Here is a 590-nt window from a genome sequence, read left to right on the forward strand (position 1 = left end):
TCGACGGCGGCCGCCTGCGCTCGCAGTTGGGGGAGGCCAGCGCCGGCTACGACATTGCTGTGGCGCACTACAACCAGACGCTGGTGAATGCGCTCAAGGGTATCAGCGACCAGTTGATCCGCCGCGAGTCGATGGACAAGCAGCAAGCCTTCGCCGCCGAATCCGTGGCTTCGGCGCAGAAGACCTATGACATCGCGATGATCGCCTACCAGCGCGGCCTCACCGACTACCTCAACGTGCTGAATGCCCAGAGCCTGTTGTTCCGCCAGCAGCAGGTGCAGCAGCAGGTCCAGGCTGCACGCCTGAGTGCCCACGCCGAACTGGTGACCGCATTGGGCGGTGGCCTCGGTGCAGGCAGCGACGTGCCTCAGGACAGCCAGACCTTACCGAGCAAGACCCCGGCGGCCCTCGCCGTGTTTGATCACTGAGTAGGATGCGATGACTCCCTTGCCTGCACCGCTGCGCTGGTTGCACTCGCTTGAGTGGCGCCGTGGTTTCTTCGATTGGGCACGCAGTGATGGCGTGACCTGGGTCTATATCTTCAAGGTGCTGATCGCGGCCTTCCTGACGCTGTGGCTGGCGATGCGCCT

General features: G+C 63.9%; 2 protein-coding genes. Both read left to right on the forward strand.

The features are described from left to right. On the forward strand, positions 1-428 hold a 428-nt coding region (locus HX873_RS31195), incomplete at its 5' end, for a TolC family protein (protein ID WP_177123815.1). 10 nt (positions 429-438) lie between these two features. Continuing rightward, on the forward strand, positions 439-590 hold a 152-nt coding region (locus HX873_RS32170; protein WP_177123817.1), incomplete at its 3' end, for a hypothetical protein.

The organism is Pseudomonas sp. P7758 (assembly GCF_013386485.1).
GTDB lineage: Bacteria > Pseudomonadota > Gammaproteobacteria > Pseudomonadales > Pseudomonadaceae > Aquipseudomonas.